This is a genomic window from Saccharothrix sp. NBAS 001, assembly GCF_056640475.1.
Genome location: NZ_CM153251.1, coordinates 7,912,243 through 7,938,426, shown reverse-complemented (window position 1 = coordinate 7,938,426; position 26,184 = coordinate 7,912,243). Strand labels below are relative to the sequence as shown.

The 26,184-nt window shown below is 70.6% G+C and carries 28 protein-coding genes, 2 tRNA genes and 2 pseudogenes; 13 read left to right on the top strand and 19 right to left on the bottom strand.

The features are described from left to right. The first annotated feature begins 472 nt into the window (after positions 1–472). Entirely contained in the window at positions 473–739 is a 267-nt protein-coding gene (crgA, locus tag AC0HI0_RS34895; protein WP_480927736.1) for a cell division protein CrgA, read from the top strand. A gap of 214 nt (positions 740–953) precedes the next feature. Beyond that, on the top strand, positions 954–1,367 hold the full coding sequence (locus tag AC0HI0_RS34890; protein WP_480927735.1) for a PH domain-containing protein: 414 nt from the start codon (positions 954–956) through the stop codon (positions 1,365–1,367). Here the strand turns inward: AC0HI0_RS34890 and AC0HI0_RS34885 are convergent. Genes AC0HI0_RS34885 through AC0HI0_RS34875 form a run of 3 tightly spaced genes read right to left on the bottom strand, consistent with a single transcriptional unit; the run spans position 1,357 to position 3,529 of the window. Beyond that, entirely contained in the window at positions 1,357–2,109 is a 753-nt protein-coding gene (locus AC0HI0_RS34885; protein WP_480927734.1) for an MBL fold metallo-hydrolase, read from the bottom strand. The genes AC0HI0_RS34890 and AC0HI0_RS34885 overlap by 11 nt on opposite strands. A gap of 3 nt (positions 2,110–2,112) precedes the next feature. After that, positions 2,113–2,973: a rhomboid family intramembrane serine protease gene (locus AC0HI0_RS34880; RefSeq protein ID WP_480927733.1), complete on the bottom strand. Its 861-nt coding sequence runs from the start codon at positions 2,971–2,973 to the stop codon at positions 2,113–2,115. Positions 2,974–2,977: 4 nt separating this feature from the next. Beyond that, positions 2,978–3,529: a peptidylprolyl isomerase gene (locus tag AC0HI0_RS34875; RefSeq protein WP_480927732.1), complete on the bottom strand. Its 552-nt coding sequence runs from the start codon at positions 3,527–3,529 to the stop codon at positions 2,978–2,980. Between the two features lie 95 nt (positions 3,530–3,624). Between AC0HI0_RS34875 and AC0HI0_RS34870 the strand changes: the two genes are divergently transcribed. Further along, positions 3,625–4,242 (top strand): hypothetical protein, encoded by a 618-nt coding sequence (locus AC0HI0_RS34870; RefSeq protein WP_480927731.1) that lies wholly within the window; start codon positions 3,625–3,627, stop codon positions 4,240–4,242. A 60-nt stretch (positions 4,243–4,302) separates the two neighbouring features. Here the strand turns inward: AC0HI0_RS34870 and AC0HI0_RS34865 are convergent, their stop codons facing one another. Then, complete coding sequence (locus AC0HI0_RS34865) at positions 4,303–4,857, bottom strand: DUF2020 domain-containing protein (RefSeq protein WP_480927730.1); 555 nt, start codon at positions 4,855–4,857, stop codon at positions 4,303–4,305. Positions 4,858–4,983: 126 nt separating this feature from the next. On the opposite strand from AC0HI0_RS34865, the gene AC0HI0_RS34860 reads away from it, so the two are divergent. Next, the gene (locus AC0HI0_RS34860; RefSeq protein ID WP_480927729.1) at positions 4,984–5,409 is read left to right on the top strand and encodes a DoxX family protein; all 426 of its coding nucleotides are present in this window, start codon (positions 4,984–4,986) and stop codon (positions 5,407–5,409) included. Between the two features lie 72 nt (positions 5,410–5,481). Here the strand turns inward: AC0HI0_RS34860 and AC0HI0_RS34855 are convergent, their stop codons facing one another. The 12 genes and pseudogenes from AC0HI0_RS34855 to AC0HI0_RS34800 all read right to left on the bottom strand — a co-directional run bounded on the left by AC0HI0_RS34855 (position 5,482) and on the right by AC0HI0_RS34800 (position 18,498). Further along, positions 5,482–6,078 (bottom strand): dihydrofolate reductase family protein, encoded by a 597-nt coding sequence (locus AC0HI0_RS34855; RefSeq protein ID WP_480927728.1) that lies wholly within the window; start codon positions 6,076–6,078, stop codon positions 5,482–5,484. Between the two features lie 75 nt (positions 6,079–6,153). Continuing rightward, a tRNA-Ala gene (locus AC0HI0_RS34850) sits at positions 6,154–6,226 on the bottom strand. Between the two features lie 38 nt (positions 6,227–6,264). Further along, positions 6,265–6,381 (bottom strand): annotated as a pseudogene (locus AC0HI0_RS34845) (DLW-39 family protein); the annotation flags it as partial. 35 nt (positions 6,382–6,416) lie between these two features. Further along, positions 6,417–6,490, bottom strand: a tRNA-Ile gene (locus tag AC0HI0_RS34840). A 55-nt stretch (positions 6,491–6,545) separates the two neighbouring features. Then, the gene (locus AC0HI0_RS34835) at positions 6,546–7,391 is read right to left on the bottom strand and encodes a DUF3566 domain-containing protein (RefSeq protein WP_480927727.1); all 846 of its coding nucleotides are present in this window, start codon (positions 7,389–7,391) and stop codon (positions 6,546–6,548) included. 28 nt (positions 7,392–7,419) lie between these two features. Next, on the bottom strand, positions 7,420–11,202 hold the full coding sequence (gyrA, locus tag AC0HI0_RS34830) for an intein-containing DNA gyrase subunit A (protein ID WP_480927726.1): 3,783 nt from the start codon (positions 11,200–11,202) through the stop codon (positions 7,420–7,422). A gap of 46 nt (positions 11,203–11,248) precedes the next feature. Continuing rightward, positions 11,249–13,219: a DNA topoisomerase (ATP-hydrolyzing) subunit B gene (gyrB, locus tag AC0HI0_RS34825; RefSeq protein WP_480927725.1), complete on the bottom strand. Its 1,971-nt coding sequence runs from the start codon at positions 13,217–13,219 to the stop codon at positions 11,249–11,251. A gap of 239 nt (positions 13,220–13,458) precedes the next feature. Next, the gene (locus tag AC0HI0_RS34820; protein ID WP_480927724.1) at positions 13,459–13,959 is read right to left on the bottom strand and encodes a DciA family protein; all 501 of its coding nucleotides are present in this window, start codon (positions 13,957–13,959) and stop codon (positions 13,459–13,461) included. 118 nt (positions 13,960–14,077) lie between these two features. Further along, on the bottom strand, positions 14,078–15,193 hold the full coding sequence (gene recF, locus AC0HI0_RS34815; protein WP_480927723.1) for a DNA replication/repair protein RecF: 1,116 nt from the start codon (positions 15,191–15,193) through the stop codon (positions 14,078–14,080). A 3-nt stretch (positions 15,194–15,196) separates the two neighbouring features. Continuing rightward, positions 15,197–16,111: a phosphogluconate dehydrogenase (NAD(+)-dependent, decarboxylating) gene (gene gnd, locus AC0HI0_RS34810; RefSeq protein WP_480927722.1), complete on the bottom strand. Its 915-nt coding sequence runs from the start codon at positions 16,109–16,111 to the stop codon at positions 15,197–15,199. A 29-nt stretch (positions 16,112–16,140) separates the two neighbouring features. Next, positions 16,141–17,277 carry a DNA polymerase III subunit beta gene (dnaN, locus tag AC0HI0_RS34805; protein ID WP_480927721.1) on the bottom strand — a complete coding sequence of 379 codons (1,137 nt, stop codon included), beginning with the start codon at positions 17,275–17,277 and terminating at the stop codon, positions 16,141–16,143. 852 nt (positions 17,278–18,129) lie between these two features. Continuing rightward, positions 18,130–18,498, bottom strand: a complete 369-nt coding sequence (locus tag AC0HI0_RS34800; protein ID WP_480927720.1) for a hypothetical protein — start codon at positions 18,496–18,498, stop codon at positions 18,130–18,132. On the opposite strand from AC0HI0_RS34800, the gene AC0HI0_RS34795 reads away from it, so the two are divergent. Both AC0HI0_RS34795 and AC0HI0_RS34790 read left to right on the top strand, forming a co-directional pair. Continuing rightward, complete coding sequence (locus tag AC0HI0_RS34795; RefSeq protein WP_480927719.1) at positions 18,485–19,084, top strand: DUF5753 domain-containing protein; 600 nt, start codon at positions 18,485–18,487, stop codon at positions 19,082–19,084. The genes AC0HI0_RS34800 and AC0HI0_RS34795 overlap by 14 nt on opposite strands. A 3-nt stretch (positions 19,085–19,087) precedes the next feature. After that, positions 19,088–19,291 carry a DUF397 domain-containing protein gene (locus AC0HI0_RS34790; RefSeq protein ID WP_480927718.1) on the top strand — a complete coding sequence of 68 codons (204 nt, stop codon included), beginning with the start codon at positions 19,088–19,090 and terminating at the stop codon, positions 19,289–19,291. A 74-nt stretch (positions 19,292–19,365) separates the two neighbouring features. Here AC0HI0_RS34790 and dnaA read toward each other — a convergent pair whose 3' ends face one another. After that, complete coding sequence (dnaA, locus tag AC0HI0_RS34785) at positions 19,366–20,940, bottom strand: chromosomal replication initiator protein DnaA (protein ID WP_480927717.1); 1,575 nt, start codon at positions 20,938–20,940, stop codon at positions 19,366–19,368. A 441-nt stretch (positions 20,941–21,381) separates the two neighbouring features. On the opposite strand from dnaA, the gene rpmH reads away from it, so the two are divergent. From rpmH to AC0HI0_RS34760, 5 genes are read left to right on the top strand one after another with little or no spacing between them, the layout of a single operon-like run. Next, positions 21,382–21,525, top strand: a complete 144-nt coding sequence (rpmH, locus tag AC0HI0_RS34780; RefSeq protein ID WP_033428178.1) for a 50S ribosomal protein L34 — start codon at positions 21,382–21,384, stop codon at positions 21,523–21,525. A gap of 13 nt (positions 21,526–21,538) precedes the next feature. After that, positions 21,539–21,925 (top strand): ribonuclease P protein component, encoded by a 387-nt coding sequence (rnpA, locus tag AC0HI0_RS34775; protein WP_480927716.1) that lies wholly within the window; start codon positions 21,539–21,541, stop codon positions 21,923–21,925. After that, complete coding sequence (gene yidD, locus AC0HI0_RS34770; protein WP_480927715.1) at positions 21,922–22,191, top strand: membrane protein insertion efficiency factor YidD; 270 nt, start codon at positions 21,922–21,924, stop codon at positions 22,189–22,191. The genes rnpA and yidD overlap by 4 nt, the downstream gene beginning before the upstream one ends. 3 nt (positions 22,192–22,194) lie before the next feature. Next, on the top strand, positions 22,195–23,274 hold the full coding sequence (gene yidC / locus AC0HI0_RS34765) for a membrane protein insertase YidC (protein ID WP_480927714.1): 1,080 nt from the start codon (positions 22,195–22,197) through the stop codon (positions 23,272–23,274). 18 nt (positions 23,275–23,292) lie between these two features. Further along, positions 23,293–23,832 (top strand): Jag family protein, encoded by a 540-nt coding sequence (locus AC0HI0_RS34760; protein WP_480927713.1) that lies wholly within the window; start codon positions 23,293–23,295, stop codon positions 23,830–23,832. A 66-nt stretch (positions 23,833–23,898) separates the two neighbouring features. Here the strand turns inward: AC0HI0_RS34760 and AC0HI0_RS34755 are convergent. Together AC0HI0_RS34755 and AC0HI0_RS34750 are read right to left on the bottom strand one after the other, a co-directional pair. Further along, positions 23,899–24,242: pseudogene (locus AC0HI0_RS34755) on the bottom strand (transposase family protein); the annotation flags it as partial. Positions 24,243–24,349: 107 nt separating this feature from the next. Further along, positions 24,350–24,823 (bottom strand): class I SAM-dependent methyltransferase, encoded by a 474-nt coding sequence (locus AC0HI0_RS34750; protein ID WP_480927712.1) that lies wholly within the window; start codon positions 24,821–24,823, stop codon positions 24,350–24,352. Positions 24,824–24,854: 31 nt separating this feature from the next. On the opposite strand from AC0HI0_RS34750, the gene AC0HI0_RS34745 reads away from it, so the two are divergent. Together AC0HI0_RS34745 and rsmG are read left to right on the top strand one after the other, a co-directional pair. Continuing rightward, positions 24,855–25,316: an NUDIX hydrolase gene (locus AC0HI0_RS34745; RefSeq protein ID WP_480927711.1), complete on the top strand. Its 462-nt coding sequence runs from the start codon at positions 24,855–24,857 to the stop codon at positions 25,314–25,316. A 178-nt stretch (positions 25,317–25,494) separates the two neighbouring features. Next, a complete protein-coding gene (gene rsmG / locus AC0HI0_RS34740; RefSeq protein WP_480927710.1) occupies positions 25,495–26,172 on the top strand; it encodes a 16S rRNA (guanine(527)-N(7))-methyltransferase RsmG in 678 nt (225 codons plus the stop codon). Positions 26,173–26,184 lie beyond the last annotated feature (12 nt).

The following is a 26,184-nucleotide window of genomic DNA, read 5'->3' as shown; positions in this document are numbered from 1 at the left end:
CCGGTGGTCCGGGGCGGGGCGGGCGGCCCGGCGGCGGGCCGGCCTCGCCGCGGAATGGGAGGTCGCCGCCGTCGAGCCGGCCGCTGAGCGACGGGGTGTCCGGGCGGGGCTCGGGGCCGCGCGGGTCGACCGCCCGGGGGTGCCCGCCGGGGGGTGTCGGGGGCCTGCGGACCGAAGGTTCGTCCCAGCTCCCCGAAGAGATCGAGGTGACCTCCTCCGGCTCCGGAGGAGGGGCCGTGCCGGGCCGGCGGTCCCCTGGCCTGGGACGAGGCGACCGTCCCGGCGGCAGGCCCGACGGGCCGCCTCGCGGCGGGGGCGGGTCGTGGCTCACCGAAAATCCTCCCGGTCCGAACGTTCCAGAACTGCGCAGTGCTCTTCAGTGACCTGCTCGGCTACGTTAACGTGTTCATCCAGCAGTGGACGTAAACTCGCGCCACTGGAGGCTCATCCACCCCCGTCAGGCGAGGACAGAATGCCCAAGTCCAAGGTCCGCAAGAAGGCCGTGTACACGGCGCCGACCGATCGCCGCACCCCGGTGAAGGTGAAGGCGGCCGGTCCGTCCCACCCGGTCTACATCGTCGTGATGCTCGGTCTGATGCTGCTCGGCCTGGCGTGGCTGGTGGTCAACTACATCGCGGGCGAGAAGGTCCCGGTGATGATGGACCTCGGGAGCTGGAACTTCGGCATCGGGTTCGCCCTGATGATCGTCGGACTGCTGATGACCATGCGGTGGCGCTGACCACGCGCTACGCCACGTGGCGGACGGCCCGGACGTGCAACACGTCCGGGCCGTCGTGCGTCAACCGGTAGTTCACCCAGTTCACCCGAGGGTCACCGAAGCACAGGGGTGTAACTCATCCCCAATGGGGACAACTCCTGTGGACAACTTTGCGCCAATTTGCACAAGCGCCGGTAGAGCCCTCCAGTTGTCCACATGCGCGACACTCGACGGCGTGACCGAACCTCGTTCCTGGGCCCCGAAACCGGCCGTCGTCGGCGTCGCCTGGGCGCTGGCCGCGATCGCCCTCCTGGCGGCCGTGCTGAGCGCCGAACCCACCACCAGGCTGCTCCTGGGCACCGCGACCGCCTTCGTGGCCGCCCTGGCGGCCTACGGCACGTTCCTGCGCCCCAAGCTCGCCGTCGACGACACCGGGCTGACCGTGCGCACCGTCACCGGGCCGCGCCACCTGCCGTGGCACGAGGTGAAGGTGAAGCTCGCGCGCACCCGCCGGCTCGGCCGCGAGGTGACCACCCTGGAGCTGGACTGGGAGCGCGGCGAGGACGAGCAGCTGTACGTGCTCACCATCACCGACCTGGGCGCGGACCCGCGCGACGTGGCCGACGTGCTGCACGCGCTCAGGCCGTGAGGTCGACCGCGAACCCCGGCACGGCGACGTCCACCGGCCCCGGGTAGCCCTGCGCCGCGGCGGCGGCCGACACCTCCGGCGACGAGTCCGGCCACAGGTGGGTCAGCACCAGCCGGCCCACCCCGGCCGCCGTCGCCCACCCGCACGCCTGGCGGGCCGTGGACAGGAACGGCGCGTTGTCGGCCGGGCGCACGGCGTCCGGGAACGTCGCCTCGGCCAGGAACACGTCCGCGTCCCGGGCCAGGTCCACGATCGCCGGGCTCGGTCCGGTGTCGCCGGTGTAGGCCAGGACGTGCCGGTCGGTGCTCAGCCGCAGGCCCGCGTTCGGCACGAAGTGCGGCAGGTCGAAGGTGTCCACCCGGAACGGCCCCAGCTCGACCGGGCCAACCGCTTGCCCCCCGATCGCGTGGAGGGTGTACGCGCTGGTCAGCGGCACCTGGTCGAGCGCGAGCACCCGGTCCAACGCCCCGGCCGGCGCGTAGAGCGGCAACGGCGGCAGGTCGTCGTCCCCGAGCGCACGGGCGCGCAGCAGCGGGTTGAGGTCGGCGCAGTGGTCCGGGTGCCCGTGCGTCACCAGCACCGCGTCGACGGCGGACACCGGGAGCAGCGACAGCAGCGCCGGGAAGGTCGCGTACCCGGGATCCACCAGCACGGTGAACCCGTCGTGCGACACCAGGTAGCCGCTCGCCGCGGCGGAGGCGGAGGGCCACGCGCCCACCCCGCCCAGCACGGTCAGCCGCAAAGGTCAGCCCAGCTGGCCGGTGCGCACGAACGCCATCACGACCAGCAGCACGACCGCGCCGACCACCGCGGCGGCCTGGTACCGGTCGCGGTTCGCGGTCGGGGCGTAGATCAGCCCGGCGGCCACCGCCGCGCCGACCACCAGCCCGCCCACGTGGCCGAGCAGCGAGATGCCCGGCAGGGTGAAGCTGAGCACCAGGTTCAGGCCGATCACGCCCAGCGCCGAACCGGGGTTGAGCTTGAGCTTGAGCACGGCCACCAGCAACGCGCCCATCAGGCCGTACACCGCGCCGGACGCGCCCGCCACGGGCGTGTTGATCCCGCCGAACAGGTACACCGCGACCCCGCCGCCGAGCAGCGACACCAGGTACAGGGCGAGGAACCGGACCTTGCCGAACGCCGGTTCCAGCTCACGCCCGAGCACGTACAGGGCGATCATGTTCAACCCCAGGTGCGCGGGCCCGTAGTGCAGGAACCCGGAGGTGACCAGCCGCCACCACTCGCCGTACCAGATGCCGACCGGCCACAGCACGAAATCGGCGAACAGCGGCGAGGCGGCGTTGTTCGACACGCTGCCCGCCTGGACCGCCGTCACCACGTAGGCCAGCACGTTCAACGCGACCAGCACCGGCGTCACGACCAGCTTGGCGGAGAACTCCGCCCCCACGAACGTCTTCCCGCGCCGGACCGTGCTCCGGCTCTCGGCCACGCAGTCGACGCACTGGAAACCGACCGACGCCTCGCGCAGGCAGTCCGGGCACGCGGGGCGGTCGCACCGCGCGCACCGCAACCCGGTGGCCCGGTCCGGGTGCCGCACGCAGACGGCGGCACCGACCGGGTCACCGGGGGCAGTGGGCGAGGTCATCGCGTCAGGAGGCGCGCTCGATCGAGACCTTCTCGATCACCACGTCGGTGACCGGGCGGTCGCCGGCACCGGTCGGGGCGCCGCCGATGGCGTTGACCACGTTGACCGACTCCTGGTCGGCCACCTCGCCGAAGATCGTGTGCTTGAAGTTCAGCCACGTGGTCGGCGAGACCGTGATGAAGAACTGGGAGCCGTTCGAGTTGGGCCCGGCGTTCGCCATCGCCAGCAGGTAGGGCTTGTTGAACTGGAGTTCCGGGTGGAACTCGTCCGCGAACTTGTAGCCGGGGCCGCCGCGGCCGGTCCCGGTCGGGTCGCCGCCCTGGAGCATGAAGCCCGCGATGACGCGGTGGAAGATCGCACCGTCGTAGAACGGACCGGTGGCCTCCCCGCGCGCGTTGGCCTCGGAGTAGTCCTTGGTCCCCTCCGCCAGGCCGACGAAGTTGGCCACCGTCTTGGGCGCGTGGTCGGGGAAGAGGTTGATCCGGATGTCACCCTGCGAGGTGTGCAGGGTGGCCGTCACCTTGGTCCCGACGAGCGAGTCGTTGCTGTCTGCCACGTACACCATCGTGCCATCCGGGGGCGGGAAGGTTCGGGAAGGGGCAGGATGGGTATTGCCGGAGGGTGACTGACCGACAGCTTGTGGAGCGCGACATGGACGAGGTGGACGCAATGGCCCGAGCCGGTGAATCGGTGGGCAAGGCGGTCGGCACGGGTCTTCGCGCCGTCCGCCGCGGAGCCGTCCGCGCAGGTCACGCCGGTGCCGACGCCGCCGTCACGTGGGCCGAGCGGGCGGAGGGCAAGCTCGCCGAACGCGGCGTCACGGCCGAGCACGTGCGCGGCGTGGTCGCGGACCGGGCGGGCGCGCTGGTGGAGAAGGCCGAGGAGGTCGAGAAGTCGACCCGCAAGACCCGCAAGCAGCTGGCGAAGAAGGCCAAGGGCGTCCGCAAGGACGTGACCAAGGTCGCCGACCGGGCCCGCAAGGAGACCAGGTCGCGCGCGAAGGACGTGCGCAAGGCCGCCAAGCAGGCCCGCAAGGACTTCGCCGCGGCGCAGCAGCCGAAGAAGAGCCGCAAGTGGCCGTGGCTGCTGGGCCTGGCCGCCGCGGTGGCCGTCGCCGGGTACGTGGCGCTGACCCGCCGCCCGGAGGAGGTCCACCTGGAAGAGGTCGACGAGCAGGTCGAACCGCCGCCCGCGACCGAGCGCACGACCGCCGAGCACGCCGCCCGCAACGGCCGCCCGGCGGACCAGAGCGTCACCGACCGGCACTGACCGGCCCGGCCACGATCGCGCCGACCACCTCCGGCGGAGGCGGCCGGCGCGGTCGCACGCCTACAGGCCCAGGTTCCCGATCACCGTCTCGGCGATCCGCTTGGCCTTGATGGTCTGCTGCTGGTTGCTGGTCACGACCACCGCCGCGCCGCCCTTGGCGACCGCGTAGACCGCGCCCTGGTCGCCCGCCAGCGAGCCGCCCGCCCAGCCGGCGGGTGCCGACGCGGGGCTGGAGTCCGCGACCGGCGCGGCCCGGTCGACCACCGCCTTCGCGGTCTTCGGCTCGCCCTCGAACACCCAGACGGACAGCTGCACGTCGGTGGCGTTCGCGTAGAAGAAACAGGCCGGTCGGGGCTGGTCGGCGGACAGCCGGACTTTCCGCACCAACTGCCCGTTGGCCTCGGCGACGAACGCCGTCTCCAAATACGGACACGTCCCATCAGCGGTCGGCTCCGGCACCGCCGGCGGGCCCGCCGGTGCGGGCGCGCTCGATTGCGCGCTCGACGTGGCGGGCGGGGTCGTCGGGCCGGTCTTGGCCGGTTCCGCGGTGCCGCAGGCGGTCAGCGCGCCGAGGACCAGCAGGGATGGCAGGGCAATGCGCAGCGCTCGGTTCATAGGGCTGCCAGTCAATCAGAATCCCAACAGCTAATCGACAGGGTGACGACCTAGGCACGCACCGTTATGAGGGTTAGCTTGTCCTTACCCCTGCCAGGCCGCCCTGCGATGTGAGGACTGACCCTGATGAACGTCTTTGACCGCGGTCGTGATCACGCCCTAGCTGTGTTCCGGATCGTCGTCGGCGTGTTGTTCGTGTGTCACGGGGCACAGAAGTTGTTCGGTGTGCTGGGCGCCGAGGAAACGGTGTCCATCACCTCCTGGCCGGGCGGTCCGGCCGGGCTGATCGAACTCGTCGGCGGTGTGCTGATCACCCTCGGACTGGGCACGCGCGTCGCCGCGCTGGTGTCGTCCGGGGCGATGGCGTACGCCTACTTCGTGGTGCACCAGCCCGCCGGGCTGCTGCCGATCCAGAACCACGGCGAGCTGGCTGCCGTGTACTCCTGGGTCTTCCTGCTCCTGGTGTTCACCGGCCCCGGCTCCTGGGCGCTGGACAAGGTGATCGCCTCGCGCAAGCAGCACGACAGCTCGGCCAGTCTGGCCAACGCCTGAGGAGACTGGACGCCGGAAGGCCGGGAGTCGCACCGTCGCGACTCCCGGCCTTCCGGCATTCGGTAGCCGGTCCTACTTCTTGTTCACCCGGTAGCGCACGTGCGTCACGAGATCGGTCCCGCGCACCTCGACCGGTTCCAGGTCCAGGTCGCCCACCCCGGTGAACAGCCGCTCACCCGATCCGAGGACGACCGGCGCGATGTGCAGCGACAACTCGTCCAGCAGACCGGCGGCCAGGTACTGGTTCACGGTCGACGCGCCGCCCGCGATCGACACGTCCCGGTCGCCCGCCGCCGCCCGCGCCCGCCGCAGCGCCGACTCGATCCCGTCGGTGACGAAGTGGAACGTCGTCCCGCCCAGCATCTCGATCGGCTCGCGCGGGTGGTGGGTCAGCACGAACACCGGCCCGTGGTACGGCGGCTCGTCGCCCCACCAGCCGCGCCAGTCCGGGTCCCACTCGCCACGACCGGGGCTGAACATGTTGCGGCCCATGACGTACGCGCCGGCCGACGTCAGCGCGGCCAGCTCGGCGGTGTGCTGGTCGGCCTGCTCGAACATCCAGCGGTGCAACCCGTCCGAGCCCTCACCGATCGGGTGATCGAGGGACTGGTTGGGCCCGGCGACGAAACCGTCCACCGACACCGCGATCCCGCACGTGACCAGGCCCATGCCGACTCCTCCGGTATCGCACCGCAGCGGGCGAAAACGACAAAAGGCCCGCGCGGCACGCGAGCCTTCAGTACGTGGAGACGAGGGGAATCGAACCCCTAACCCCCGCCTTGCAAAGGCGGTGCTCTGCCAATTGAGCTACGTCCCCTCGCGAGGAGCGGCAGATGTCCGCCCTTCGCGGGTTCAGTCGGTCGGAGCAGTGGCCTCGCGCCACAGGTCCGCGTCGGCCTTGGCCGAGCGGTTGCGCTTGACGAAGAACAGAACCGCACCGGCGACGGCGACAAGTGCGATGATCTTCTTCACAGCATTTCCCCTCTGCAATCCTGCGGAACTTCCGGTGGGCCTAGGAGGACTTGAACCTCCGACCTCTTCATTATCAGTGAAGCGCTCTAACCGCCTGAGCTATAGGCCCTCGGGGCAACGACCGCAACAGTACACGATCCACTGTCGTGGCCCCAAATCCGGGGTCACTCGCGCTCGGACAAGGTCACTTCCAGACCACCCGCGAGATCGGCCGACACGTTGTAGACGAACGCGCCGACCGTCGCCAGCGCCGTGAACAGCACGATGTTGACCGCGCCCACGATCGCCGCCACGCCGAACACCCGGCCCGCGCTGATCAACGGGTCGCCGGACGCCTCGTTGCCCTGCAGCAGGTCGTTCGCGGTGTTGTTGATCTTGTCCCACACGCCCATGCCGTTCAGCACGCCGTACAGCACGCCGACCGCGACCAGCCACACGAAGAACAGCGCGACGCTGAGCACCAGGGCGAGCTTGAGCACCGACCACGGGTCGACCCGCTTGACCTGGAGGCTCGCCCGGCGCGGACCCCGGCCGGGGCGGCGGGCCGACGGCGCGGACTGCGCCGGCCGGCCGTTCGCCGCACCGAGGTTCACCGACGTCCGGGCCGAACCGCCGAGCAGACCGCCCGGCACGGCCGAACCGGGCGCCACCGGGCGGGCCACCGCCACCGTGTCCGGGTCGGAGGCCGGGTACGCGGGCTGCGCGCCGACCTCCACCGTGGGCTGCTCGGGTGCCACGTCACCCGGCCCGACCTGCTGCGCCTCGCCGTAGCGCGCGTCACTGGTGACCCGCTGCCAGGGCGGCGGGGCGGCGGGCGCCTCCTGCTCGGCCGCCGCGGGCTCGGCCGCCGGTGTCCCGCCGGCCGGCGTGGCCGGTGCGGCGGGCGTGGCGGCGGCCGCCGCGGCGGGCCCACCCGATGAGGTCTGCACCGCCGGCTGCTCCGGTGTCGACTCGGCACTCGGCCGGGTGATCACCGCGGTCTTGTCCTCTGGCTTCTCGGGTGAACTCACGAGCAGTCCTCAACCTCTCGTTCGCGCGCTAGTTGGCAGGCTCGGCGTCGACCGATTCCCCGCCGTCACCATTGGGGACGTCTCCGGCCTCGTCCGCGTTGCGTGCCACCGCGATGAGAGTGGTCCCTTCACCGAGGTTCATCAACCGGACGCCCTTCGTCTGCCGGCCCGCTTTGCGCACCTCCACGGCGCTGGTCCGGATGACCCCGCCCGAGGAGGTGATGGCGTACAGCTCGTCGTCGACGTCGACGATGAGCGCGCCGACAAGCCTCCCACGCCGGCGGTCGTGCTGGATGGTCAGCACGCCCTTGCCGCCGCGACCCTGGACGGGGTAGTCCTCGATCGGCGTGCGCTTGGCGTACCCACCATCGGTGGCCACCAAAACAAACAGGCCCTCCTGCACGACACCCATCGACAGCAGCTCGTCGCCGGTGTTGAAGCGCATCCCCAGCACACCCGAGGTGGCGCGGCCCATCGGCCGCAGCGCCTCGTCACCCGCGTGGAACCGGATGGACTGGCCGTCGGCCGACACCAGCAGCAGGTCGTCCTCCGCCGAGCAGAGCACCGCGCCCACCAACTCGTCGTCGTCGCGCAGGTTGATGCCGATAAGACCACCCGATCGGTTGGAATCGAAGTCGGACAGCTTCGACTTCTTCACCAACCCCTTCTTGGTGGCCAGCACCAGGTACGGCGCCACCCCGTAGTTCTTGATCTGGATGACCTGGGCGATCTCCTCGTCCGGCTGGAACGCCAGCAGGTTCGCCACGTGCTGGCCGCGCGCGTTGCGGTTGGCCTCGGGCAGCTCGTACGCCTTGGCCCGGTACACCCGGCCCTTGTTGGTGAAGAACAGGATCCAGTCGTGCGTGGAGCACACGAAGAAGTGCTGCACGATGTCGTCCTGCTTGAGCTGCGCGCCCTGCACGCCCTTGCCGCCGCGCTTCTGCGAGCGGTAGAGGTCGGTCTTGGTGCGCTTGGCGTAGCCCGTGCGGGTGATCGTGACGACGACGTCCTCGACCGCGATCAGGTCTTCCATCGACACGTCGCCGTCGAACGGCACGATCTTCGTGCGCCGGTCGTCGCCGTGCTTGTCCACGATCGCCAGCAGCTCCTCGCGCACGATCGCGCGCTGCCGCTCCGGCTTCTCCAGGATGTCCTTGAGGTCCGCGATCTCGACCTCGATCTCGGCCAGCTGGTCGATGATCTTCTGCCGCTCCAGCGCGGCCAGCCGGCGCAGCTGCATCTCCAGGATCGCGTTGGCCTGGATCTCGTCGACGTCGAGCAGCTCGATCAGGCCGGTGCGCGCGATGTCGGGCGTCTCCGACCGGCGGATCAGCGCGATCACCTCGTCGAGGTGGTCGAGCGCCTTGACCAGGCCGCGCAGGATGTGGGCGCGCTCCTCGGCCTTGCGCAGCCGGAAGCGGGTGCGCCGGACGATGACCTCGATCTGGTGCTTCACGTAGTGCCGGATCATCTGGTCCAGGCGCAGCGTGCGCGGCACCCCGTCGACCAGCGACAGCATGTTCACACCGAACGAGTACTGGAGCTGGGTGTGCTTGTAGAGGTTGTTCAGCACGACCTTGGCGACCGCGTCCCGCTTGAGCGTCACCACGATCCGCATGCCGATGCGCTTGTTCGACTCGTCGGCGATGTTCGCGATGCCGGTCAGCTTCTGGTCGCGCACCAGGTTCGCGATGTTCTCCACCAGGTTGTCCGGGTTCACCTGGTAGGGCAACTCGGTGACGACCAGGATGGTCCGCCCCTTGCTGTCCTCGTCGATCTCCACGACCGCGCGCATCTTCACCGAGCCGCGACCGGTCCGGTAGGCGTCCTCGATGCCCGCGGTGCCCAGGATCTGCCCGTAGGTCGGGAAGTCCGGGCCCTTGACCCGGGCGATCATCGCCTCCAGGGTCTCCTCGTCGGGCGCGTCCGGGTTGTCCAGCGCCCACACCACGCCGTCCGCGACCTCGCGCAGGTTGTGCGGCGGGATGTTGGTGGCCATGCCGACCGCGATCCCGGACGAGCCGTTGATCAGCAGGTTCGGGATCCGCGACGGCAGGACGACCGGCTCCTGGATGCGGCCGTCGTAGTTGTCCCGGAAGTCGACCGCGTCCTCTTCGATGTCGGCCAGCATGTGCATGGCCAACGGGGTGAGGCGGCACTCGGTGTTGTGGCTGACGAAACCGTCCGTGACGAAGGCGTGGTCCTCGGTGTCGACGCGGAGGCTGAACACCGCCCGGACGCCGGCGTCCGTGACGGACTCGACCGCCGCGTAGTAGAACCGCCCGTCCACCAGAGGCTCGACCACGTCGAGCACCTCGCGGTTGGTGATCCGCGCGGAGATCTGGTCGTGGTCCCGCTCCCACCGCTCCACGCGGTCGACGTTGTGCCGGCGCAGCCAGTCGCGCTCGGTCCACCGGGTCGCGCCGTGCGCGCGGATGTAGTCGCCGACGAACGGGACGTGGTCACTGCTCATCGCCCGGCTCTCCGCCGGGATCGCGCCCAGGACGGCCATGAGCTTGTCCTGCTTGACGCCGAGGAAACCGACGTTGCGCGCGAACAGCCGGGCGTCCCGCCGATTGGTGACGACGACCTTGATCTCGCCGTCCTCGTAGTCCACCAGCGAGCTGATCACGCCGAACTCCAGCAGCAACTGCTGGACCTCGCGCGCGAGTCGCGAACTGCGGGTCGAGTAGGACACCTGCACGGTGTTGCGCGGCAGGGCGGAGGCCGAGCCGTCGCCGGTGAACAGCGACGCGAGGAAGATCCGCTTGGTCCCCGTGCCCCCCTGCCAGACGAACTCGGGCACCTGCTTGGCGGCGCTGCGCTGACCGGACATCGGGCCGAGCACGCTCGACCGGAGGCTGGTCAGCTCCTGGACGTCGAGTTCGTGCAGGACGGACCCGGACTTGATGGTGCGGCTGTAGGCGTAGCGCGCCCCGCCGACCACGAGGTCGTAGGCGGCGAGCACGCCGGCGAAGTAGTCCGCGTCGACGTTGTTGAAACCCGCGCGGTTCTCGGAGACGTACCCCTCGCTGACGAACGCGCCGGCCAGCAGCGCCTCGGCTTCCTGCTCGGGAGTGAGCGCCACCGCCTCGTCCTGCGGCGCGCGCTGCAGCACCACGCGGTCGCCCGGCTGGATCTCCTCCAGCAGCTTCCACAGCAGCGTCGGCACGCCGAGCACGCTCACCAGGCAGAGCACCGGGTGGTTGTGCGTGCCGTTCAGCTCGTACCCGTTGCGGGTGCGCAGCTTCAGCGTCGGGTGCTCGCCCGAGTGGAACAGCACGTCGGCACGCACCGGGTCGCCGTTGCGGTCGAGCACCTTCAGGTCGATCGGGTTGTCGCTGTTCGGCAGCGCGCCCGGCACGATGTCACCGATGCGCGGCGTCGAACCATCTGCCAGCCGAACGCGACTTTCAGATGACACGCAGTAGCGCATGGCGGCTGCCGGGTCGTTGCCCTGGGAGCCGAAGTTGCCCTGGCCGTCGATCAGCGGGTACCGCAGGGCCCACGGCTGGGCGAGGCGGACCAGCGCGTCGTAGATCGCCGAGTCGCCGTGCGGGTGGTAGTTGCCCATCACGTCGCCGACCACGCGGGCGCACTTGTTGTAGCTGCGGTCCGGGCGGAAGCCCGAGTCGAACATCGAGTACAGGACGCGGACGTGCACGGGCTTGAGGCCGTCGCGCACGTCGGGCAGCGCCCGGCCGACGATCACGCTCATCGCGTAGTCGATGTACGAGTTCTGCATCTCCTGCTGGAGATCGCGCGGCTCGGTGCGGTCACCACCGCCAGGAGGCAGCGTCGTCTCAGTCACGGTTCTTCTTTCCTCTTCGCCGGCCGGGGTGGACTAACGCAGACGCTCAGACGTCCAGGAACCGCACGCCCTTGGCGTTGCGGGTGATGAACGAGCGGCGCGCCTCGACGTCCTCGCCCATCAGCACGCTGAACAGCTCGTCGGCCGTGGCCGCGTCGTCCATGGTCACCTGGAGCAGCACCCGGTTGGCCGGGTCCATCGTGGTCTCCCACAGCTCCTCGGCGTTCATCTCGCCGAGACCCTTGTAGCGCTGGATGTTGTCGTCCTTGCCGATCTTCTTGCCCGCGGCCAGGCCCTGCTGGATCAGGCCGTCGCGCTCGCGGTCGGAGTAGGCGTACTCCGGCTCCTGCCGCTGCCACTTGATCTTGTACAGCGGCGGCTGCGCGAGGTACACGTGCCCGGTCTCCAGCAGCGGGCGCATGAAGCGGAACAGCAGGGTGAGCAGCAGGGTGCGGATGTGCTGGCCGTCGACGTCGGCGTCGGCCATCAGCACGATCTTGTGGTAGCGCAGCTTGCTCAGGTCGAACTCGTCGTGGATGCCGGTGCCCAGCGCGGTGATCAGCGACTGGACCTCGTTGTTCTTCAGCACGCGGTCGATGCGCGCCTTCTCCACGTTGATGATCTTGCCGCGGATCGGCAGGATCGCCTGGAACATGGAGTCCCGGCCCTCCTTGGCCGAACCGCCCGCGGAGTCGCCCTCCACGACGTAGATCTCGCACTCCTCCGGGTTGGTGGAGCGGCAGTCCTTGAGCTTGCCGGGCAGGCCGCCGATGTCCAGCGCGCCCTTGCGGCGGACCAGCTCGCGGGCCTTGCGCGCGGCGATCCGGGCCTGGGCGGAGGAGACCGCCTTGGTGACGATCGTCTTGGTCTCGTTCGGGTGGCGCTCGAACCAGTCGGCCAGGTGCTCGTTCGCGGACTTCTGCACGAACGACTTGGCCTCGCTGTTGCCCAGCTTGGTCTTCGTCTGCCCCTCGAACTGGGGCTCCTTGAGCTTCACCGAGATGATCGCGGCCAGACCCTCGCGGATGTCGTCGCCGGTGAGGTTGGTGTCCTTCTCCTTGAGCAGCTTCTTCTCGCGCGCGTACTCGTTGACCACGCGGGTCAGCGCGGCGCGGAAGCCCTCTTCGTGGGTGCCGCCCTCGTGCGTGTTGATGGTGTTGGCGAAGGTGTAGACCGACGGCGTGTAGCCGGTGTTCCACTGCATCGCGACCTCGACTTCGAGGTCCTCGCCCTTGGCCTCGAACGAGATGACCTTCTCGTGCACGGCCTCGCGGGTGTGGTTGATGTGGCGGACGAAGTCCTCCAGGCCGCCGGGGTAGTGGAACTTGCGCTCCTTGACCGCCGCGACGTGGCCCTCGGCGTCGGCCTCGGCGTCGGAGTCCTGCACGCGCTCGTCGCGCAGGATGATGGTGAGCCCCTTGTTGAGGAACGCCATCTCCTGCAACCGGCGCGAGATGGTCTCGATGTTGTACTCGGTGGTCTCGAAGATCTCCGGGTCCGCCCAGTACGTGATGGTCGTGCCGGTCTCCTCGGTCGCCTCGCCCTGGCGCAGCTCGTGCGCGGGCTTGCTGGCCTCGAACCGCTGGTTCCACGTGAAACCGTCGGTCTTGACCTCGACGTCGATCGCGGTCGACAGCGCGTTCACCACGGAGATGCCGACGCCGTGCAGGCCGCCGGACACCGCGTAGGAGTCGCTGTCGAACTTGCCGCCGGCGTGCAGCTTGGTCAGCACCACCTCCAGGGTGGGCTTCTGCTCCACGGGGTGCATGCCGACCGGGATGCCCCGGCCGTCGTCGATGACCCGGACGCCGCCGTTGGCCAGCAGGGTGACGTCGACCTTGGTCGCGTACCCGGCCATGGCCTCGTCGACGGAGTTGTCCACGACCTCCCAGATGAGGTGGTGCAGACCGCGCTCGCCGGTCGACCCGATGTACATGCCGGGCCGCTTGCGGACCGCCTCCAGACCCTCTAGGACGGTGATCGAAGACGCGCTGTACTCATTCTTCTTGGCTGCCACGGGCCTGGTGTCTCCTCGGACGTCAAGCGACTCGCCACCGGAGGGTGCGACGCTGCGGTCACGCTATACCCCTCGATTCTACTGGGCGAGACGTCCAGAAACCCACCAAGGACACCCCTGGTTTGCTCACAGACGGCCCAAAGTGAAGACGCAAGGGTCCGCGAGGCGGTTGCCGGGGTGTGAAACGGCTGCTGAGCGCTCACCGCGCCGTAGAATCGCCGCTGACGCCCTGGCGAAGCTCACCCGTAGGTGTCACGTGGTCCGCGGCCCGGAACGTGCCTGGGCCCGTACCGCCAGCTGGGTGCCGCCGGCCCCTGCACCTTGAGCTTGTGCACGACGCCGTTGCCGACACCGGCCGCGATCCGCTTCAGCAGCTCCCGCTGCAGCAGTCGCAACTGGGTGGCCCACGCCGTGGAATCGGCCTGGACGGTCAACTCTCCGTCACTGAAAGCGACGGGCTGCGCGTGCTCGGCCACGTCCTCGCCGACCAGTTTCGGCCACCGGGCGAACACCTGGCCGCCTGCCAACCGCTCGGTCCACCCCCGGTCGGCGGCGATCCGGGAGGCCAGCCTGCCCAGCGGCTGCGGGTCCCGGTCGTCCGGCCCCGGCCCCGACCAGCGCCGCCGGCGGCGACGGGCGGCGCCACCCGACGAGCCCTTGCGGGCGACCCGCGAACCGCGCTCCTTGGCCGACGCCCGCGCGGCCTCCAGGGCGGCCCGAGCGAGGTCCGACCCCCTCAATCCACCCCCTTGTGTGACTTCAGGTGTGGACAGGTGCCCTTCTGTGGCCGAGTTATCCACACCATCCACAGGGTTGTCCCCAGATGTGGGTCCAATCACACCCGATTGGCGGATCTCCTCAGGCACGGTGCACCTCCCCGTGGCGAACCTCGAAACGCGCGCCCTCCAGCTCCTCGGGCACGTCCTCGGCGACCGCCGCGGTGATGAAAACCTGCTCCGCCGCCGCAGCCACCTTCGCCAGTTGCCGCCGCCGATCCCGGTCGAGTTCGGCGAACACATCGTCCAGCACGAGCACCGGCTCGGAGCCCTCGACACGCAGCATCTCGTAGCCGCCGAGCCGCAGGGCCAAGGCGAAGGACCATGACTCTCCGTGACTGGCGTAGCCCTTCGCGGGCAGCTCGCCGAGCGCCAGCTCCAGGTCGTCGCGGTGCGGGCCGACCAGGCACACGCCCCGGTCGATCTCCTGCCCGCGCACCCGGCGCAGCTCGGCCAGCAGCGCTTCCTCCAGCGCCGCCCGGTCGTGCGTGCCCGGGAACGCCTCGCCCAGGCTCGACCGGTACCCGATCACCGCCGGCCGCGACTCCGGCGCGACCTCCGCGTACGACCGCGCCACGTGCGGCGCGATGTCGGCCACCAGGTCCAGCCGGCCCGCCAGCAGCTCCGCGCCGTGCCGGGCGAGGTGCCCGTCCCACACGTCCAGCGTGCCCACGTCCGCCGACCGCACCGACCGGATGCTCTTGAGCAGCGCGCCGCGCTGCTTCAACACCCGCTCGTAGTCGCTGCGCACACCGGCGTAACGAGGAGACCGGGTGGTGAGCAACTCGTCGAGGAACCGCCGCCGCTCACCGGGGTCGCCGCGCACCAGCGCCAGGTCTTCCGGCGCGAACAGCACCGTGCGCAGGATGCCCAGCACGTCACGCGGGCGCGGCACCGGGCCGCGGTTGATCCGCGCCCGGTTCGCCTTGCCCGCGGTGATCTCCAGCTCGACCAGCAGCTCCCGGCCCTCGTTGACCACCGCCACGCGCACCACCGCGCGCGCAGCCCCGTGCCGGATCAGCGGCGCGTCGGTCGCCACCCGGTGCGAGCCGAGGGTGGCCACGTAGCCGAGCGCCTCGACCAGGTTCGTCTTGCCCTGGCCGTTGCGCCCGACGAGCACGCTCACCCCCGGCTCGAACGCCAGGTCCGCCTGCTCCCACGATCTGAAGTCCGCGACTTGCAGGTGTCGGACGTACAAGGCTCAGCTCTGTGTGCTGCCGGAACCGGAAGAGGGACCGGCAGCCTGCACGGCGTGGCCGCCGAACTGGTTGCGCAACGCGGCGACCGCGCGCATCGCGGGCGAGTCGTCCTGGCGGGAGGCGAACCGGGCGAACAGCGCGGCGGAGATCACCGGCGCGGGCACCGCGTGGTTGATCGCCTCCTCGACGGTCCACCGGCCCTCGCCGGAGTCCTCGACGTGTCCGCGCAGGTCGTCCAGCTCCGGGTCCGAGTCCAGCGCGCGGACCAGCAGGTCCAGCAGCCAGGAGCGGACCACGGTGCCGCGCTGCCACGCCTTGATCGTGGCCGGCACGTCCTCGACCAGCTTCGAGGCTTCGAGCAGTTCGAAGCCCTCGGCGTAGGCCTGCATCAGGCCGTACTCGATGCCGTTGTGCACCATCTTCGCGAAGTGCCCCGCGCCGACCTTGCCCGCGTGCGCGAAACCCTCCTCGCGCGGACCCTCCGGGCGCAGCGCGTCGAAGATCGGCATCGCCCGCTCGACGTGCTCGGCCTCGCCGCCGACCATCAGGCCGTAGCCGTTGTCCAGGCCCCACACGCCGCCGGACACGCCGGCGTCGACGTACGCGATCCCCTTGGCGTCGAGCGCCTCGGCGTTCTTCGAGTCGTCGGTGAACCGCGAGTTGCCGCCGTCGATCACCAGGTCGCCGGGCGCGAGCAGGTCGCCGAGTTCGGCGATGGTCTGCCGGGTGATGTCACCGGCGGGCACCATCACCCACACCACGCGCGGCGCGGCGAGCTTGTCCACCATCCCGGCCAGCGAGCCGGCGTCGGTCACGTCCGGGTTGCGGTCGTAGCCCACCACCTCGTGACCCGCGCGGCGGATCCGCTCGCGCATGTTGAAGCCCATCTTGCCGAGGCCGACGAGTCCGAGCTGCACGGTCGTGTTCTCCCCTGGGTCTTGGTTGATCAGCCGGGCAGGCGCACGGGCATGAGCAGGTAGAGGTAGCCGGGCGCCACGTTGCCATCCTCGTCCACCGGCTTGAGCAGCGCCGGGCGGCTGGGTGTGGTGAACGACAAGTGCGCCTTGGGGGTGCGCACCGCCTGGAGGCCCTCGTGCAGGTAGGTCGGGTTGAACGCGATGGTGACCGCGTCGCCGGTGTAGTCGACCGGCAGCTCCTCCTCGGCGCTGCCCTCGTCGTCACCGCCGGCGGAGAGCTTGAGCACCGAGTCGGCGAACTCCAGCCGGACCTGCGTGCCGCGCTCGGCGACCAGCGAGACCCGCTTGATCGCCTGCACCAGCGAGTCGACCTCGATGATCGCGGCGGCGGAGTGCTCGGTCGGCAGCAGCTGGCGGTACTTCGGGAAGTCCGCGTCGAGCAGCCGGGTGGTGGTGCGCCGCCCGGTGCCGGACAGGCCCAGCAGGCCGTCGTTCGCGGCGAGCGAGAGTTCGATCTTCGCGCCGGACGCGCCGAGCGTCTTCGCGGAGTCGTTGAGCGTCTTGGCCGGCACGAGCACCGCGACCTCGCCGAGCGAGTCGTCGGGCTGCCACTCGAACTCGCGCATCGCGAGCCGGAAGCGGTCGGTGGCGACCAGGGTCAGCTTGCCCTCGCCGATCTCCAACCGGACGCCGGTCAGCATCGGCAGCGTGTCGTCCTTGCCCGCCGCGACAGCGACCTGGGAGACCGCCTCGCCGAACACCTCGCCGGGCAGCTGGCCCGCGAGCTGCGGCATGGACGGCAGCTGGGGGTAGTCCTCGACCGGCATGGTCGGCAGCGAGAAGCGCGCCGAGCCGCAGCTGATCGTCATCCGGGAGCCGTCGACGGCGATCTCGACCGGGTGGTTGGGCAGCGCCTTGGTGATGTCCGCGAGCAGCCGGCCGGAGACCAGCGCCTTGCCGCCGTCCGCGATCGTGGCCGGCACGCCGCACTGCGCCGAGACCTCGTAGTCGAACCCCGAGACGGTGAGCGCCTCGCCGGAGCCGTCCTCCGCCCCGGCGTCGAGCAGAACACCACCGAGCACCGGGACCGGCGGCCTCGACGGCAGGCTGCGCGCGACCCAGGCGACGGCGTCGGCCAAGCCGTCGCGCTCGACGCGGATCTTCATGAGGCGTCCTCTCTCAAAGTCCTCAAGTCGGCATGGTCCACGACAACAGCGAGCGTTGCGGTGGGGGTTGGGGAGCCGCGTCCCTCGCCGGATCGTTCCGACCCTCGGCGCGGAGGCTCCACCGTAGAGCGTCGGGGAGCGGTTCGTCACCTCGGGGCCACACCCGGGTTCCCCCGGGGGCGGCGCCCTGTCCCCGGGCCCGACCCCCGCTGTTTTTTCTTTGTTCTTCTCTTCAAGGGAAGACAACAGCAACAGCAGTAAGGGTTGTGGATTGTGTGGACAACAGGCGTTCTCGCAGCTCGTCACCCCCTTGGAGGTGTGGACGAACACGGGTTGTCACCCGGGGACAGATCGCCGCACCCGGGGAGAACTACGGCGGTGCTCCGTTCGGTCCACAGATGAGCCGAGTTGTCCCCGGGTGTATCCCCGGGTGTGGGCGGGGTTGTACCCGGGTGCTGCACAGGGTGATCGTGGCCTGGATCTCCCCCGATCGGCGACTTTTGCGGCCCTGTGGACAACCGGAAGCCGCCGGTTCACCTGGAGATCGCCCGCCACCACCCGGGGTCGGCCCCGGGTTCGAGCGCCCGCGGACCTCGTTCGGCGAGCCCGTCGAACGGCCGCGGACAGCCCGGAACCGCCCCTCCGCGAACGTTTGCGCCCCGCACGGCGAGCGTCCCGGCACCCGTCACCGGACCTCGCCCCCGGCCGTCCGGCACCCGGGCGCGAGCCCGATCCGGGCCCGCCGCACCCGGGGCCGGCCCCGACCCGAGCCGCCCGCACCCGGGTGCGCCGCCCCGTCCCCGGGTGCGGGCGGAGGCCCCCGGGGACGGGGCGGCCGAGCCGCGCGGCGCGTCAGCCGACCGGTCGCGGCGACCGCCCGGCCCGTTCGGCGGTCGCGGTGGCGTCGGCGGTCTCGCGCAGCACCCGGTCGAGCCGGTCGGTCGCGGCCTCGGCGGCGTCGATCGTCCGGGCCGCTTCCTCCGCGGCCCGCTGCGCGGTCTCGGCCGCCCCGACCGCCGCGTCCGCCTCCCGGCGCAGCCGCCGCGCCAAGTCGAGCCGCCCGGCCCGCTCGGCCGCGTCGGCCCGCTCCCCGGCCAGGGCCGCCGCGCGCCGCGCCTGCGCGCCGGCGTCGAACGCGGTCGTGGCGACCAGCTCGGCAGCGGCGACCGACTCGGCGTCGTGCAGAGCGGTCGCCGGACTGCTCGGCTTGTACGGCGTCACCGGCCCGCGTCGGGAGCAGCTCAACGCGCCCGGCCTCACCCAGGAGTCGGCGACCCTGGCCGACTACGAGGAGCGCGCGACGCGAATCACCGACTGGTCGCCGCTGCTGGTGCCGGGCCTGCTCCAGACGCCGGACTACGCCCGCGCGTTCATGCTGGACGACGGGCTCACCTCCACCGAGGTCGAATCGCGGCTCGCCGCGCGGCTGCGGCGGCAGGAGCGGCTGGACCGCGACGACGTCCACTACACCGCGCTGCTCGGCGAACCGGCGTTGATCGGCAACGACGACATCCACCGGGACCAGTTGGCCGCCCTGGCGGTCGCCGCCGAGCGCCCGAACGTGACGATCCGGGTGGTGCCGACCCGGTCGATGCCACGCCTGGGCCGCGTCGGTGCCTTCATGGTCTTGGACATCCCGCCGCAAACCGTGGTGCACGTCGAGATGGCCCGCTCGGGCGCGTTCCTGGACGCCGAGGCGTTCACCACTCCTTATCTCCGTCGCGCTGGACGACTCGGGGAGGTCGCGCTCAGTGCGACACTGTCGCTGCGTCGGATTGTCGGTCTGCGAGACGAAGTGGGTGTGTGATTGATGCGGCTACCTGCACCGATGTGGCGGAAGTCGACCCGGTCGCAGTCCCAGTCGAACTGTGTCGAGGTGGCCTCGCTGGGGGACGGTGGTGTTGCGCTGCGGGACAGCAAGCTCGGCGCGGCGAGCCCGGTGCTGGCGCTCGACCAGGCCGGGGCGGCGGCGTTCCGCGACGCGGTCAAGCGCGGCACGTTCGACCCGGCCTGACCTCCGGCCACAACGCGACGCGGCGGCGACCTCACCGGGTCGCCGCCGCGTTCTCGTCTCGGGGTGGATCCGCCTCAGGGGGTGTGACGGGCGCGCTGCTTGATGCGCGAGGTCAGCTCCTGCACCTGCTCGTACACCCGGCGGCGCTCGGCCATCTCCTTGCGGATCTTCTTGTCCGCGTGCATGACGGTCGTGTGGTCGCGCCCGCCGAACGTCTGGCCGATCTTCGGCAGCGACAGGTCGGTGAGTTCGCGGCACAGGTACATGGAGATCTGGCGGGCCTGGGCGAGGACCTTCGTCTTCCCCGGGCCGCACAGGTCGTCCATGGTCACGCTGAAGAACTCCGCGGTGACCGCCATGATGGTCGGCGCGGTGATCTCCGGCGCGTGCGAGTCCGGGATGAGGTCGCGCAGCACTATCTCGGCGAGCTGGATGTCCACCGGCTGCCGGTTCAGCGACGCGAACGCGGTGACCCGGATGAGCGCGCCCTCCAGCTCCCGGATGTTGCGCTCGATCCGCGACGCGATGAACTCCAGCACGTCGGCGGGCGCGGCCAGGCGGTCCTGGGCGGCCTTCTTGCGCAGGATCGCGATCCGGGTCTCCAGCTCGGGCGGCTGGATGTCGGTGATCAGACCCCACTCGAACCGGGTGCGCAGCCGGTCCTCCAGCGTCTCCAGCCGCTTGGGCGGCCGGTCGGAGGACACCACGATCTGCTTGTTCGAGTTGTGCAGCGTGTTGAACGTGTGGAAGAACTCCTCCTGGGTGCCTTCCTTGCCCTCCAGGAACTGGATGTCGTCCACCAGCAGCACGTCGATGTCGCGGTAGCGCCGCTGGAACGCGACCTTCCGGTCGTCGCGCAGCGAGTTGATGAAGTCGTTGGTGAACTCCTCGGTCGACACGTACCGCACGCGCATCCCGGGGAACAGCCGCTGGGCGTAGTGCCCGACGGCGTGCAGCAGGTGGGTCTTGCCCAGCCCGGACTCGCCCCAGATGAACAGCGGGTTGTACGCGCGGGCCGGCGCCTCGGCGACCGCGACCGCCGCCGCGTGGGCGAACCGGTTCGACGCGCCGATCACGAAGGTGTCGAAGTTGTACTTCTCGTTGAGCCGGGTCTGCGACGAGGCCGGGTTCGCGGGCCGGGTGAACGGCGTGCCGCTGGGCGCGCCGCCGCTGAACGTGGGCCAGATCTCGGTGACGGCGGCGAGCGCGTCGCCCTCCTCGTCGACCTCTTCGTCGGTCTCGGACTCCTCGGTGCCGACGACGCCGGCGGGGCCGACCGGCAGTTCGGTCTGCCCGATGCCGTTGGTCGGCGGGCCCGGCACGGGCATCGGCATCGGCTTGATGCCGGGCACGGGGATCGGCGTGGTCGGCGGGCTGTTCACCGGTTCGGGTGAATCGACCTTCACCGCCAGGGACACCGCCCGGCCCAGTCGGCGCGACAGCGCGGCCGTGATCGGCTCGCGCAGCGCCCGCTCGATCGCCTCTTTCGCGAAGTCGGAAGGCGCGGCCAGCAGCGCGGTCCCGTCGAGCAGACCGATGGGGCGGGTCACGCGCATCCACGCGCGTTGCTGCGGGGACAACGTGCTGGCTGCCAGCTCCTGCACGACCTGCTCCCACACGCGACCCAGATCGGCCTGGTGGTCGGACACCTCAGCGCCCCCTCCCCTCGGTGTGACTGCCCTGCGGTCGGTCCCCGGGGACCGACACGACGTGGACACGGAGAATAGAGGCATCCACAGAGTTATCCACAACTGTGCACGAACGGCGCGTCGGGTCGCAGCGGATCCCCCCGTTGCTCCCGAACACCCAGCGGTGCGTGTCACGACGTCCCGTCGGCCCACGGCTGCCCGCGAAGGCAGCACGCTAACAAGGCGCGGGCCATGCCACAAGACGTAGGTCGTCGCAAGCGTTTTACGTGCCCGGCACGTCGCGGACCGTGGCCGCGCCCACCCTACCGGGGACCCCGATTTGAGTCCCGCACCCGGGGCTGCGTACCCTGGAACTGTCTCCGCTTGCGAGGCGTGCTCTTTGCGCGCGCCCATGGACCCGCTGGGGACGACCACAGACGTTAAGCACCCGGGAGTCCGACCGTGAGCAAGGGTAAGCGCACTTTCCAGCCCAACAACCGCCGCCGCGCGAAGACGCACGGCTTCCGGCTGCGTATGCGCACCCGTGCCGGTCGCGCCATTCTGGCCGCGCGCCGCAGCAAGGGCCGCAAGCAGCTGTCCGCCTGATCGCCGTAGAGCCGTGCTTCCCGCGGCCAATCGGCTGACCCGCAGCCAGGACTTCGGCCTGGTGGTCCGCCGAGGCCGCCGGGCCGGCCGGCCCCGGCTGGTCGTGCACGCCCTGATGCCCGGAGTCCCGGACTCCGCCGACATCGGGGGGCGACCGCGTACCTCGGCGCAGCCCACCTTGGACCAGTCCAAGGTGGGCTTCGTCGTGAGCAAGGCCGTGGGCAACTCCGTGGTCCGGCACCGGGTCAGCCGCAAGCTGCGGCACCTGGTGCGGGACCGGCTGCCCGGCCTGCCCGCCGGCACCTCCCTGGTCGTGCGCGCGCTCGCGCCGGCCGCCGCGGCGAGCAGCGCCGAACTCGGCGACGACTTCGACGCCGCGTTGCGCAGGCTGCTGCGATGACCGAGCGGGTGAGCCCCGTGACACGGGTGTTGCTGCTGCCGATCCAGTTCTACCGGCGGTTCATCTCCCCCGCGTTGCCCCCGACCTGCCGTTTCCACCCGAGTTGCAGCACCTACGCGGTGGAGGCGCTGACCGTCCACGGTCCGTTGCGCGGCTCCTGGCTGGCCATCCGCCGGCTGGGTCGCTGCGGACCCTGGCACCCTGGTGGCCTGGACCCCGTTCCGCCGAGGCGAACCACGGTCCCCGACCTTCCTGCCGAGGAGTAGCTAGTGCTCAACTTCATCTACTACCCGGTGTCCTTCATCCTGTGGTGTTGGCACTGGGTGTTCGGCCACGTCTTCGGCGAGTCGAGCGGGATCGCATGGGCGCTGTCCGTGGTGTTCCTCGTCTTCACGCTGCGCGCGCTGCTGTTCAAGCCGTTCGTCGGCCAGGTGCGCTCGATGCGCAAGATGCAGGAGTTCGCCCCCGAACTCCAGAAGATCAAGAAGAAGTACGCGAACGACCGGCAGCGCCAGGCGCAGGAGATGCAGAAGCTCCAGTCCGAGCACGGGGTGAACCCGCTCGGCGGCTGCCTGCCGATGCTGGTGCAGATCCCGGTGTTCATCGGTCTGTTCCACGTGCTGCGCTCGTTCAAGCCCGGCTGGGGCGAGGTGTACTTCTTCGACGCCCAGGGCGTCGAGTCGTTCGTCCAGGCCAAGCTGTTCGGCGCGAACCTGTCGACGTTCATCACCATGCCGGCCGACGAACTGGCGAAGTTCGCGACCGAGCGCAACTCGGTGCTGTTCGTCGCGATCCCGCTGATGATCGTCGCCTCGATCGCCACGCACTTCACCGCGCGGCACTCGGTGGCCCGGCAGACGCAGGTGGCGGCGGAGAACCCGCAGACCGCCATCATGAACAAGCTGACGCTCTACATCTTCCCGCTGGGCGTCCTGGTCGGTGGCTTCTTCTTCCCGATCGCGATCCTGCTCTACTGGCTGAGCAACAACGCGTGGACGCTGGCCCAGCAGTACGTCGTGTACCACCGCATCGACCGCGAGGAAGCGGAGAAGAAGGAAGCCGCGACGCAGCAGCGCCAGGCGCTGGCCCCCAAGCCGGGGGTGAAGCCCAAGCCGGGCGCCAAGCCCGTGGCCGGTGCCAAGCCCGCCGCCGGCGCGAAGCCCGCTGCCGGTGCGAAGCCGGCCGCCGGGGCCAAGCCCGCCGCCGCGAAGAAGCAGGACACGCCGCCGTCCGACTACCCGGCCGAGGCTGACGAGCCGGCGACGAACGGCGCGCCGGCCACCGAGATTCCCGGTCTGAGCCCAGACCGATCCCCAGGCAAGAAGCAGGGCAACAAGAGGCGTCGTTGACCCTGGAGAGGAGACATCGTGTCGGAGACGTTGCAGGCGACCGACGTGGACGTGCCCGAGGCCGAGGCCCCGCAGGCGCGGTCGGGGAGTTCGGAGGACCTGCTCGTCCAAGAGGGCGACATCGCGGGTGACTACCTGGAGCGGCTGCTCGACCTGCTCGACTACGACGGTGACATCGACCTCGACGTCGAGGCGGGTCGGGCCATCGTCAGCATCGACGGCGGCGACGACCTGGAGAAGCTGGTCGGCCCGCGCGGCACCGTGCTGGAGTCGTTGCAGGAGCTGACCCGGCTGGCCGTGCAGCAGGAGACCGGCGTGCGCAGCCGGCTCATGCTGGACATCGCCGGGTGGCGGGCCGGCCGGCGGGCCGAGCTGGCCGAGCTGGGCAAGACGACCGCCGAGAAGGTCGTGGCGAGCGGGGAGAAGGTGCGGCTGCACCCGATGACCCCGTTCGAGCGCAAGGTCGTGCACGACGCCGTCGCGACGGTGGCGGGCGTGCACAGCGAGAGCGAGGGCGAGGAGCCGCAGCGCCGAGTCGTGGTGCTGCCCAAGCCCTGAGCGAGGTTTGCGGAGCGGCCCCCGGTTTCACGTGAAACCGGGGGCCGCTTTCGTTTGTACCGGGAGCCGTTCAACCACGTTGCGCCGTCGGTGGGCGGTGCGGTCGAAGGCCGGTGGGCGGCCTCCGGCCCGGCCTCGGCGCAGCCGGTTGCCCTGTTGGTCGCCTTGTTGGCCGCGGCGTTCGGGGATGGTGGCGGGGATGTGCCGTCGACGGAGTTCGGCGCGGATGGCGCGGGTGGAGTAGCCCTCGTCCGCGAGCACCCGGGCCGGCCGAGCCGCCGCACGCCCCGGCCGATGGCATGATCGCCCGGCTCACCGTGCCCGTCGCACGACCCGACCCCCGAGCCAGACGCGGTCGCACGACGGGCACCGGCCGCGTGCTGGTGGGCGCGCACGATGTTCGAGTCGACCGACCGCCGGGTTCGTCTGTCAGCTCATGCCTGCGCAACCACGACCCGAGATCAAATCAAGATCAGCCAACCCGGCTATGAGGGCAGGCTTTAACGGCGGCTGAGGATCAGGTAGCGCTCGTCGGTGGTCGGGCCGCCCCACAGCGCGGGGTCGTCGAGCACCTGGAGGTCGGCCTCCTGCCGGTAGCGGCGGACCAGGGTGGTGCAGTCGTCGGGTCCGGCAACGTCCACAGCACGTGGCGCGCCAGGACGACATCGGCGGACGCCGCCGGGTACGGCGGTGCGGAGGCGTCGCCTTCGCGGAACGTGGCGGTCGACCCCTTGGCGATCGCGGCGGCGACCATGCGGGGCGAGAGGTCGAGTCCGCGGACGTCGTGGCCGGCGTCGGCCAGGAGCACGCTGAGACTGCCGGTGCCGCAGCCCAGGTCGACCACGCGCGACCCCGGCGGCACCAGTGGCAGCAGGATGCTCCCCCACGCCGCGCGCACCGCCGGGTCGCGGAGGCCGTGGTCCGGCTCGTCGTCGAACGTGTCGGCCTGCCGGTCCCAGAAGTGCCGGCTCTCTTCGCGCAAATGCTTCACATCGTCGAGTTTCACGTGAAACGGTCCGAGGATGACTGAGATCGTCCGGAAGCTTCGGGTCGCGGCCTACGCGGTGATCATCGACGACGACGACCGCATCCTGCTCTCCCGGTGGCTGGGCCCGGAGCGTCCGCGCTGGATCCTGCCCGGCGGCGGGATCGACCACGGCGAGGATCCCTACGACGCGGTGATCCGCGAGGTGTTCGAGGAGACCGGGTACCGGGCCGAGGTTCAGCGGCTGCTCGGTATCCAGAGCGTGCGGGGGCCGCTCAACCTCGACGGCGACGACCTGGACTACCACCGCCTGCGGATCCTGTACGAGGCGAAGGTGGTGGGCGGCGAGTTGACGTTCGAGGTCGGCGGATCGACGGACCAGGCGGCCTGGGTGCCGCTCATCGACCTACCGGAGTTGGACTACGTCGAGTCGGTCGACGCCGGTCTGGAGCTGTACCGGAAGCGGCCGGCGGACGGGCGGCCGAGCGGTCTGACGTGACCGCTCCCCCGTTTCACGTGAAACACGGTCGTTCTGGTCACGTCGATTTGGCGTGTCGGCGGGGTGATCCGTCATAGTGGGCGTCGGCACATCTGGCGGGCGTTCGACGCCCCCGCGAACCCCCCATCAACCCACCGGCTCAGTACCGCCGTGTGGTTTCACGTGAAACGACGGAGACATGGCCGTAGCTCTGGAGGACCGCGCGAAGCGGGTTTTCGGTGACCACTACCCCCAGGCGGTCGCCTTCTGGAACCTGCTCGTGGAGCACGGGGTCGAGCGCGGACTCATCGGTCCGCGCGAAGTCGACCGCCTCTGGGAGCGGCACATCCTCAATTCGGCCGTCGTCGCGGAGTTGCTTCCCGAGGGTTGCCGCGTGGTGGACGTAGGCTCGGGCGCGGGCTTGCCGGGGATCCCCCTGGCGATCGCCCGCCCCGACCTCGACCTCACGCTCCTGGAGCCCATGGCTCGCCGGGTGGCGTGGCTGACCGAGGTGGTCGACGCGCTGGGACTCAAGACCGAAGTGCTCCGTGGACGGGCCGAGGAGGTGGCGGTGCGGGAACGGCTGGCCGGCAGCGATGTCGTGACAGCTCGCGCCGTGGCTCCGCTGGAACGGCTCACCCGGTGGTGCCTGCCGCTGGTGCGACCGGGTGGACAGCTGGTCGCTCTCAAGGGCGAGAGCGCCGCGGAGGAACTGGAACGTGACGCCGAGGCGGTGCGGCGGGCCGGCGGGATCCGGCCCCGAGTCGTCGCCTGCGGTGGCGATGTACTCGAACTGCCGACAACCGTCGTGCTGGTGGAGCGCGACGAGCAGGCGAGCCGCCGTGACGGCGCGCGTCGCAAGAGGAAGGATCGGTGACCGTGTACCCCG